Annotated in this window: 2 protein-coding genes and 1 pseudogene; 2 read left to right on the plus strand and 1 reads right to left on the minus strand. The window is 68.6% G+C overall.

The annotated features are described in order from the left end of the window. Positions 1–292 (plus strand): annotated as a pseudogene (locus tag EQG76_RS16635) (hypothetical protein); the annotation flags it as partial. Between the two features lie 141 nt (positions 293–433). Here the strand turns inward: EQG76_RS16635 and EQG76_RS16640 are convergent. Continuing rightward, positions 434–1,483, minus strand: coding sequence for an alkene reductase (locus EQG76_RS16640; protein WP_159715445.1), 1,050 nt, complete (start codon positions 1,481–1,483; stop codon positions 434–436). 133 nt (positions 1,484–1,616) lie between these two features. On the opposite strand from EQG76_RS16640, the gene EQG76_RS16645 reads away from it, so the two are divergent. Continuing rightward, a complete protein-coding gene (locus tag EQG76_RS16645; protein ID WP_159715447.1) occupies positions 1,617–1,931 on the plus strand; it encodes an ArsR/SmtB family transcription factor in 315 nt (104 codons plus the stop codon). Positions 1,932–2,018: the final 87 nt, after the last annotated feature.

A 2,018-nucleotide genomic window follows, 5' to 3' on the forward strand; every position in this document is an offset into this window, starting at 1 on the left:
GATGGAGCTGACTTTCCACAATTTCAGCACCTCGCAGCGGACCTTCAACATCGGCTTCTATCTGTCGAGCAACGACATCATCAGCACCGGCGACCGGCTGCTCGGCACCAACACGGGTGCCTGGGCGGATCCTGGCGTCAGCGTCACCTTCGGCCGGACCGTGACCATTCCCACCTCGGTGGCACCGGGCCGCTACTGGCTGGGCTTCATCCTCGACCATGATGGCCGCCACGCCGAGAATCACGAGGGCAACAACGCCCTGGAGATGCCGCGCGCCATCACGATCAACTAGCAGCCGTCCATCCTCACGGATGCCCGCCGTCCGCCCCTGCTCCGCCGCCTGGCTGCGACCAGCGCCAGGCGGCGGAGCAGGAAAAGGATCGCCGGACTGCATGGTGGCCGGCGGGCGCCAGCGCAGGCTGCCCGGCGGCTCTCAGAGCGAGGGATAGTCCGTATAGCCCTCGGGCCCGCCGACATAGAAGGTGTCGGCGTTCCAGGGGTTCAGCGGCGCGTTCTCGGCGAAGCGGCGCGGCAGATCCGGGTTGGCGATGAACGCCTTGCCGAACGCCACCGCATCCGCCTCGCCCCTGGCCAGCACCTCGTCACCGGCCGCCTGATCGAAGCCCTCGTTGGCGACGAAAATGCCGCCGAACGCCTTCTTGATGGCAGGCCCCAGCCGCGGCTCCTCCAGCCGCTCACGCGCACAGATGAAGGCGATCTTGCGCCTGCCGAGCTCCGCCGCAACGTAGCCGAAGGTGCCGGCCAAGTCGCTGTCGCCCATGTCGTGCGAATCGGCACGCGGTGCCAAGTGCATGCCCACCCGGTCCGCCCCCCAGACCGAGACCACCGCATCCGTCACTTCCAGCATCAGCCGGGCGCGGTTCTCGACCGGGCCACCATACTCGTCGGTGCGGCGATTGGTGCTGTCCTGCAGGAACTGGTCGAGCAGGTAGCCATTGGCGCCGTGGATCTCGACCCCGTCGAAGCCCGCGGCCTGCGCGTTCTCAGCACCCCTGCGGTAGGCCTCGATCACGCCCGGGATCTCGGCCAGCTCCAGCGGGCGCGGCGTCGCATAAGGCCGCTGCGGCCGCAGCAGGCTGACATGGCCTTTGGGCTGGACCGCACTGGGGGCGACCGGCAGCTCGCCGTTCAGAAAGACCGGGTCGGAGATCCGCCCGACATGCCAGAGCTGCAGGAAGATGTGGCCGCCCGCGTCATGAACCGCGCGGGTGATCGCCCGCCAGCCCTCGACCTGGTCCTTGGACCAGATCCCGGGCGTGCCGGCATAGCCGACACCTTGCGGGGTGACCGAGGTCGCCTCGGACAGGATCAGGCCGGCACTGGCGCGCTGGACGTAATAGTCGCGCATCAGCGCGTTCGGCACCCGGCTCTCGCCGGCGCGGGCGCGGGTGAGCGGTGCCATCCAGATGCGGTTCTTCAGGCGCAGCGAACCGACATTGATCGGATCGAACAGGTTGGGCATCGTCGCATCCCGGTTGACCGTCCAGCCTCGCGGCCGGACGGGTCGACCGGATCGGCCGGCAGGCCCTTGCCTCCCCGACCGATCCGGCCCAGTTTCATGTTTGTCGAACATCGAACATGGGTAGGCGCAGGACGTGAGGCAACCCGACCATCCGGCGATCGATACGGTGCAGCTCACCGAGGTGCTGGCAGCCCTGGCCGACCCGGTCCGCCTTGCTTTGGTCGCGACGCTGGCGGATGGCGGTGCCCGCAGTTGCGGCGAGTTCGACCTGCCGGTCGCCAAGTCCACGCTCAGCCATCACATGAAGGTGCTGCGCGAAGCCGGCATCCTGACGAGCCGGGTGGAAGGTACCCGCTGCTTCGTGACGCTGCGTTCGGAGCTGGAGGACCGCTTTCCCGGCCTGCTGGACCGCGTCCTGGCCCTGGCAGCCCCACCGGCGGAAGGCTGACGTCCGCCAACGCCGCGCTCGGCCTGCGGCTTTCGGTGGAGAACCCTGCCCGTCCGGCTAGAATGGCCGCCGCTCGTTCGGCATCGG

The sequence above is a fragment of the Geminicoccus flavidas genome, assembly GCF_009806515.1.
GTDB classification, from domain to species: Bacteria; Pseudomonadota; Alphaproteobacteria; order Geminicoccales; family Geminicoccaceae; genus Geminicoccus; species Geminicoccus flavidus.